8 protein-coding genes and 1 pseudogene are annotated in these 6,874 nt (G+C 49.1%); 4 read left to right on the forward strand and 5 right to left on the reverse strand.

What is annotated here, in order from left to right; all coding sequences use genetic code 11:
- The 4 genes from PX482_RS14130 to PX482_RS14145 form a co-directional block, all read right to left on the reverse strand.
- Nucleotides 1-231: phycobilisome rod-core linker polypeptide (locus PX482_RS14130; RefSeq protein ID WP_288122576.1), on the reverse strand; the 231-nt coding region annotated here is incomplete at its 3' end.
- Nucleotides 232-407: 176 nt separating this feature from the next.
- Nucleotides 408-896, reverse strand: a complete 489-nt coding sequence (gene cpcA / locus PX482_RS14135) for a C-phycocyanin subunit alpha (protein ID WP_002759025.1) — start codon at nucleotides 894-896, stop codon at nucleotides 408-410.
- 66 nt (nucleotides 897-962) lie between these two features.
- Nucleotides 963-1,481, reverse strand: coding sequence for a C-phycocyanin subunit beta (gene cpcB / locus PX482_RS14140; protein WP_002735500.1), 519 nt, complete (start codon nucleotides 1,479-1,481; stop codon nucleotides 963-965).
- Nucleotides 1,482-1,924: 443 nt separating this feature from the next.
- Nucleotides 1,925-2,368 carry a hypothetical protein gene (locus PX482_RS14145; RefSeq protein ID WP_288122577.1) on the reverse strand — a complete coding sequence of 148 codons (444 nt, stop codon included), beginning with the start codon at nucleotides 2,366-2,368 and terminating at the stop codon, nucleotides 1,925-1,927.
- 61 nt (nucleotides 2,369-2,429) lie between these two features.
- Between PX482_RS14145 and PX482_RS14150 the strand changes: the two genes are divergently transcribed.
- The 4 genes from PX482_RS14150 (at nucleotide 2,430) to PX482_RS14165 (ending at nucleotide 6,273) form a co-directional block, all read left to right on the forward strand.
- On the forward strand, nucleotides 2,430-3,653 hold the full coding sequence (locus PX482_RS14150; protein WP_288122579.1) for a M20 family metallopeptidase: 1,224 nt from the start codon (nucleotides 2,430-2,432) through the stop codon (nucleotides 3,651-3,653).
- Nucleotides 3,654-3,731: 78 nt separating this feature from the next.
- Nucleotides 3,732-4,619 carry an acetylglutamate kinase gene (argB, locus tag PX482_RS14155; RefSeq protein ID WP_288059152.1) on the forward strand — a complete coding sequence of 296 codons (888 nt, stop codon included), beginning with the start codon at nucleotides 3,732-3,734 and terminating at the stop codon, nucleotides 4,617-4,619.
- Nucleotides 4,620-4,787: 168 nt separating this feature from the next.
- The gene (locus PX482_RS14160) at nucleotides 4,788-5,009 is read left to right on the forward strand and encodes a DUF4327 family protein (protein ID WP_002759020.1); all 222 of its coding nucleotides are present in this window, start codon (nucleotides 4,788-4,790) and stop codon (nucleotides 5,007-5,009) included.
- Nucleotides 5,010-5,052: 43 nt separating this feature from the next.
- Nucleotides 5,053-6,273 carry an efflux RND transporter periplasmic adaptor subunit gene (locus tag PX482_RS14165; RefSeq protein WP_002759018.1) on the forward strand — a complete coding sequence of 407 codons (1,221 nt, stop codon included), beginning with the start codon at nucleotides 5,053-5,055 and terminating at the stop codon, nucleotides 6,271-6,273.
- Between the two features lie 168 nt (nucleotides 6,274-6,441).
- Here the strand turns inward: PX482_RS14165 and PX482_RS27760 are convergent.
- Nucleotides 6,442-6,735: pseudogene (locus PX482_RS27760) on the reverse strand (RNA-guided endonuclease TnpB family protein); the annotation flags it as partial.
- Nucleotides 6,736-6,874: the final 139 nt, after the last annotated feature.

Genomic DNA, 6,874 nt, shown 5'->3' on the forward strand with positions numbered 1-6,874 from the left:
GGCCACGGCGCGGACGAATTCCCGCACGGTGATCGAACCGTTGCAGAGTAAGGATTCGGCACTGGTAAGGCGCTCGGAACGCATGATATAGTCATTGCCTAGCACCTGACGATAGACAGCGCGAATAACCGCCTGTGCGTCATCACGAGACCAATCGGGACGTAATTCCACGGGAGCAACCTCGCTAAAAGCGGTTGTCCCTAAACGGGAAGCTGAGGTAGTAATTGCCACTAAAGTTCTCCTACAAAAAAATGATCGTTTTCTGACCCCTCAAAACTAGGGGAGGATCAGTTCGATTACTTGGCCGCCTTGACGATGGATATAACAAGGTCTGGAAGAACAGGTGATTGCTAACCCTTTTGCTAACAACCTCCTGTCTTTCCAGACCAGCAGTTTTTTCGATTGGACTAGCTGAGAGCGTTGATAGCGTAGTCGATATAGGAGTTGGCTTCTACCGCAGGGTCGCCACTTAAACCATGGTTGGCTTTGATATATTTGAGAGCTTCGATGTACCAGCTAGGAGACAGGTCGAAGGTGCGGTTGATTTCGTCGATACCAGCGATGAGGTACTCGTCCATCGGACCGGTTCCACCAGCAACTAAGCAGTAGGTCACCATGCGGAGGTAGTAACCGATGTCACGAGCGCATTTTTCTTTACCGCGTTGATCCGCCGCAAAGTTAGCCCCTTGCATTTGGGTGGTGTAGGGGTACTTGTTGTACACGGCTTGAGCAGCACCAGAGATCAAAGAACTGGCTCTTTCGGTCAACACTTTAGCGGCGCTGAGGCCAGCAGAAGCTTGACGAAAACGACCGAAAGCAGTTTGGATTTCGGTGCTGCTTAAGAAACGACCTTGAGAATCAGCGGCTGCTACGGCTTCGGTAAGGGGGGTTTTCATTGTTTGGTATCTCCCAATAATCTTGCAATAAGTTTCCTACGGTTTAATTGAGACTAGCCCCAGGGACTAGGCGACAGCAGCGGCGGCGCGGTCGAAGTAGCTGGCAATTTCAGACATTAAAGCACTGCAATCGCCGGGGGTGATACCGTTGCGATCGTTAGCAATGGATAAAGCCGCTTCTTTCATTTTGCTTACGCCAGCAGCTACGGAAGCTCCTGGTACTCCTAAAGCTACATAGGTTTCGCGCAGACCATTTAAGCAACGATCATCGAGAACACTGCCGTCGCCAGAGAAGGTAGCGTAGGTAACATAGCGCAAGATGATTTCCATGTCGCGTAAGCAAGCGGCCATACGACGGCTGGTGTAGGCATTACCACCGGGGGTGATCAGTTGGGGCTGTTCAGCGAACAGGCTACGAGCGGCGTTGGCAACGATGGTGGAAGCGTTACTGGTGATCCGGTTAACAGAGTCCATCCGTTTGTTGCTGTCGGCAACCATGGCGCTCAGAGCGTCTAGTTGGGAAGAGCTTAAATATTCGCCGCGAGCATCAGCTTGGGATACTACCCGGGTGAATGCGTCAAACATTGTGACAATCTCCTAAATTTAAATGGGATTTGCTTGCAATTAAAATTTTCCCTCTTAAGGGATTTCACGGTGAGTCTGGACGAGCCTTGACCGTGATTGTTGCGATTTACTTTAAGAAACCTGAAAAAACTTCACGGCTCTCTCATAAATCACCTAAGGAGGTTAAACAAGTATCCAGCTTAACTTTTGTCTGTTATCTTGGCCCCTCAAGTTAAATTTATACACTGCTGTCGAAACTTTGTTTGTTACATATTATTAAGTTTTTTGCTGTCTTTTTGTAACAGTCACTTAACAATAACTCGATCGAGTTGGTCATCAATTCCTGACCATGGCTCAAAGCCTCTCACCGTCGGGAAATCAGAGACAGCAAGGCTTTAAGGGTATAAAGGGCAGCAAGATAAAAATTTTAAGTTTTTTTTAATATTTCCCCGCTTTCCCTTCCCCTATTGCCCAAGGATTGCCCTTTCCAGCCCTCCAATTACGATGAAGTTTTGTAAAGAAGGGAGTGGGGGTGTGGGGAGTGGGGAGTGGGGTGTAGGGTGTGGGGAGTGGGGTGTAGGGTGTGGGGTGTGGGGAGTGGGGTGTGGGGTGTAGGGTGTGGGGAGTGGGGAGTGGGGTGTGGGGTGTGGGGTGTGGGGTGTAGGGTGTGGGGTGTAGGGTGTAGGGTGTGGGGTGTGGGGTGTAGGGTGTAGGGTGTGGGGTGTGGGGTGTGGGGAGAAGGGAGAATAAATAAAGGCAATCTCCTGAATCCTGACGACCGACGACCGACGACCGACGACCGACGACCGACTCCTGCCTATTGCCTCCTGTCTCCTGAATCCTGACGACCGACGACCGACTCCTGAATCCTGCCTCCTGAATCCTGACGACCGACGACCGACGACCAACGACCGACGACCGACGTTAAACTAGAAATCGGTGCTCAAAAAATCTAGCCGTCCGAACCCGATGATTTCCTCCTTTCCCGTTCCTAATAGCTTAAATTGCCCTCAAATTCGCCTTGCCATTCGTTGCCTGCAGCCGCAATTAGTCCACTGGCGCCGACAAATACACCAAAAACCAGAACTAGGCTTTCAAGAACATCTCACCGCCTCCTTAATCAGTCAAACCCTGACTAAATACGGAATTGAGCATCAAACCGGCATCGCCGGCACCGGAATTGTCGCCACCATCGCAGGCAGTCAACCGGGGCCAGTTTTAGCCCTGCGGGCCGATATGGATGCACTACCGATCGCCGAAGAAAACCAAGTCCCCTATCGTTCCCAACATCCGGGCCAAATGCACGCCTGTGGTCACGATGGTCACACAGCGATCGCCCTCGGCACAGCAGTTTACCTAGCACAAAACCGTCACGATGTCAAGGGGATCGTAAAAATTATTTTCCAACCCGCCGAAGAGGGGCCGGGGGGTGCAAAACCGATGATCGAAGCGGGAGTGCTGAAAAATCCCGACGTGGAGGGAATTATCGGGCTACACCTCTGGAATAATCTGCCTTTAGGGACAGTAGGCGTGAAAAATGGGGCCTTAATGGCGGCGGTGGAATGTTTCGATCTCCAGATTCAAGGCCGGGGAGGCCACGGGGCAATTCCCCATCAAACCGTCGATTCACTACTGGTGGCGGCCCAAATCGTCAACGCCCTGCAAACTATCGTCGCCCGCAACCTTAACCCCCTCGATGCCGCCGTGGTGACTGTGGGTAAATTAGCAGCGGGAACCGCTAGAAACGTGATCGCCGATAGTGCTAATCTCAGTGGGACAGTGCGCTATTTCAATCCCCAGTTAGGGGGCTATTTCCGACAACGGATGGAAGAAATTATCGCAGGCATCTGTCAAAGTCAGGGGGCTAGTTATCAATTCGATTACTGGCAATTGTATCCCCCGGTAATCAATCATGATCAGATGGCGGAATTAGTGGAATCAATCGCCGCACAAGTGGTGGAAACCCCGGCCGGAATCGTTCCCGAATGTCAAACCATGGGAGGGGAAGATATGTCCTTCTTTTTACAGGAAGTACCAGGCTGTTATTTCTTCTTGGGGTCTGCCAATCCCGAATTAGGATTAGCCTATCCCCACCATCATCCCCGCTTTGATTTTGATGAATCGGTGTTAGGGATGGGAGTCGAGATTTTTGTCCGTTGCGTCGAAAAATTCGGCAATTCTAGGACTTTCTAGAAATCCGTTCAGGGTGAACAGTTTTTGTCAAACCTGAAACCGCTAAACTGATCACTGAATCAGACAAGTAAAAAAAGCATGAACAATAATACCCACGAAAACGATGCCCAACGGGTGAAAATCCTCAGCGAGGCCTTACCCTATATACAAGAATTTCGCGGTCGCACTGTAGTGGTTAAATACGGTGGTGCGGCCATGAATAACAGCGATATCAAAGACACGGTCATGCGAGATATCGTTTTTCTCTCCTGTGTGGGGGTTCGTCCCGTTATTGTCCACGGCGGCGGTCCAGAAATCAATAGTTGGCTGGATAAATTAGGTATTGAACCCCAATTTAAAGACGGTTTACGCGTCACCGATGCCGACACCATGGATGTGGTAGAAATGGTGCTGGTGGGACGCGTCAATAAAGAAATTGTTGCCCTGATCAATCAAGCCGGCGGTAAAGCGGTAGGATTATGCGGTAAGGATGGCAATCTGATCACTGCTCGTCCCGTGGGTAAAGAGGGCATTGGTTTTGTTGGAGAAGTCAGCAGTGTCGATACTAGCGTCGTCGAATCCTTGGTCAATAGTGGCTATATTCCCGTGATTTCCAGTGTGGCCGCCGATGAAACCGGCCAAGCTCATAATATCAATGCCGATACGGTAGCCGGAGAAATAGCGGCGGCTTTAGGGGCAGCTAAACTGATTTTGATGACCGATACAGCCGGAATTTTAGAGAATTACAAGGATCCTTCCACTTTATTGGCTAAATTGGATATCCAACAGGCCCGGGAGTTGATTCAAAAAGGCATCGTTGCTGGCGGGATGATTCCCAAAGTTAGCTGCTGTGTGCGATCGCTGGCTCAGGGAGTTCAAGCTGCTCATATTATCGATGGTCGTCTTCCCCACGCCCTTTTACTGGAAATTTTCACCGATCGAGGCATCGGCTCCATGATTGTGGCCTCCGGTTATACTAATCTATAGTAGTAATTACCGTACTTTTGGTTAAAAAGACTTGCCTAAAACCAGAGATCTGGTGTACAAGTAAGTTAATAAACGCGCTTCTCGCTCCTTTGTAATGGCAAAAGTCTTAGTCTTGAGTTAGTTTAGCTGGGAAGCGCAAAATCCGAAGTTTTCATAGCAATTGAATTTATGACCAAACAAGCTGTAGCTCACCCGATGGTGAAGTTTCAACGCAAGGTTAGCAAGTGGATAGATGCAAAAGTAGTCAAACCTAGCGATAGTATCTGGAAACTGGCTCTTTTATACGGAGATGAGTGGGGATACTGGAAGCAAGAGTTGCTCGATTTCGGTTTCTCCATGCAAGACCCTCTCAGCGAAGTGGTAGCGGTAGAAGCTTGGGACGAGGAATAAGCGACCATCGACTCAAAAGCCGCTTTCTACCAAGATGATCGCCATGGGATCGACTCCGATTATCCTTTCCGCTCTGGTTATCTTATCCTTAAGCGCGAGTTGTTCTCCCCAGACCGAAACCCAACCACCGCCACCGGCAGCCCGTACTACTACCGTCAACGTCACCAGGGCTAAACCGGCAACCATCGAACGCAATCTCGATTACACGGGAACTACCCGACCTTTAAAAGTCGTTTCTCTGCGATCGCAAGCCACGGGTCAGTTACTCAATCTCCTCGTCGATGTGGGAGATGAGGTGCAATTAGGGCAAATCCTCGCCCGTGTTGATGATCGTCTCCTCGCCACCGTTGTCCGGCAAGAAAAAGCCGCCCTGTCGTCCCTAGAAGCGGAATTAGCCCGGGCGAGAATTGAAGTCAGTAACGCTGAAATTGAAGTGGAGCGCCTACAACTACAATACCAACAGGACAAAAATGATGCCGAGCGCCTGCAAAAATTAGCCCTAGAAGGGGCGATTCCCCTGCAACAGGGTGAAACAGCCCAAACTGCGGCTGCAGTGGCTTTAAAAGCCGTTAATAGCGCGCGCTCAAGAATTAAAGTCGAGGAGCAGGTAGTGGCGGCAATTATCGGCAGAATTGCCGCCCAAAAATCGGTCATCGCGCAGGAACAACAACGTCAGGCCTACGCTATTCTTAAATCACCGGCGACGGGGATAGTTATCGAAAAACTGAAAGAGCCGGGGGATTTAGTCAGTATCGGCGATGAAGTCCTCAAAATTGGCGATTTTCAACAGGTCAAGGTGGTAGTATTATTATCGGAATTGGATTTAAAAACGATTAATTTAGGACAAAAGGTTAATGTCAGCCTTGATGCTTTCGGTGAGAGAAATTTTTCCGGTCGCATCACCAGGATTTTTCCCCTGAGCCAAGGCACGGCCCGGCGGATTCCCGTGGAGATTGCTCTACCCAATGGGGATGGTTTAATCAAAGGGGGATTATTGGCCCGGGTACGGTTTAATAATAATTCTGCCCCTCAGGTGATTGTTCCCGAAACGGCAATTGTCGGTCAGGGGGAATCCTCGGCCATTTTCGTCCTTTCCGAGTCTAACTCGCAAGTGGAAAAACGTCCCGTTCGTCTCGGTCAAGCGCTTGACGGTCAAGTAGAAATTATCACTGGACTCGAACCGGGGGAGCGTTTCGTCGTTAATAGTAGTAAACCTTTGCAAAATGGGGAAAAAGTCCGGGTCAGTATCCTCAGTAATCCTTGAGTAAACCATTGGAGATAAGCTAAACGGCTTTTACTTCGGATCACCGATATAGACTCCAAAAGGGTTATAGCTGTTGGATCATGCAGGTTAAGCGCCGTTTAGCTTAGTTAGTAAAAGTATAGTCAAATATAGACAGACTGAATTCCATTTCAGAAATTCCTTTCACTTTTACTTCGAGAGATTAATTCTCCTTGGGTGAACTACGCACCTCTCTATCCCATAGCGGTTAAACGCATTTGGGAATGCTTTTCGCAAAATGTTGTAGGAACCCATGACATCAGATTGAACCAGAATCCCCTTATCTGTGCGATATAATCCTCGCGAAATTCTTTTTCCTGAAAACACTGGCCTTTCAGTTGTTTCTCCATACACTGGTAGCGGCTCTAAATTTAAAAAATTAGCAACAGAGGTATAGGATTCTTCTTGAATAATCACAGAGATTCCCGCTAATCGACATTTATAAATAGGGTCTGCTGAAAAAGTTTTTCCTGGGGGTAGGAGTCAGTAGCCGGTCGTCAGGAGTCGGTCGTTTCAGGCTTTGTTGCCCTTGTTTTTTGTACCAAGCGATGTACCACAAGAAGGATAATGCAAGGTTTTTGAA

Origin of the sequence: Microcystis sp. M53602_WE12 (genome assembly GCF_030065455.1) — a bacterium.
GTDB classification, from domain to species: Bacteria; Cyanobacteriota; Cyanobacteriia; order Cyanobacteriales; family Microcystaceae; genus Microcystis; species Microcystis aeruginosa.

Coding starts and splice junctions, on each gene's coding strand:
- cpcA (WP_002759025.1), bottom strand. CDS start 896: ATGAAAACCCCCCTTACCGAAGCCGTAGCAGCCGCTGATTCTCAAGGT.
- cpcB (WP_002735500.1), bottom strand. CDS start 1,481: ATGTTTGACGCATTCACCCGGGTAGTATCCCAAGCTGATGCTCGCGGC.
- PX482_RS14150 (WP_288122579.1), top strand. CDS start 2,430: ATGATTTCCTCCTTTCCCGTTCCTAATAGCTTAAATTGCCCTCAAATT.
- argB (WP_288059152.1), top strand. CDS start 3,732: ATGAACAATAATACCCACGAAAACGATGCCCAACGGGTGAAAATCCTC.
- PX482_RS14160 (WP_002759020.1), top strand. CDS start 4,788: ATGACCAAACAAGCTGTAGCTCACCCGATGGTGAAGTTTCAACGCAAG.
- PX482_RS14165 (WP_002759018.1), top strand. CDS start 5,053: ATGGGATCGACTCCGATTATCCTTTCCGCTCTGGTTATCTTATCCTTA.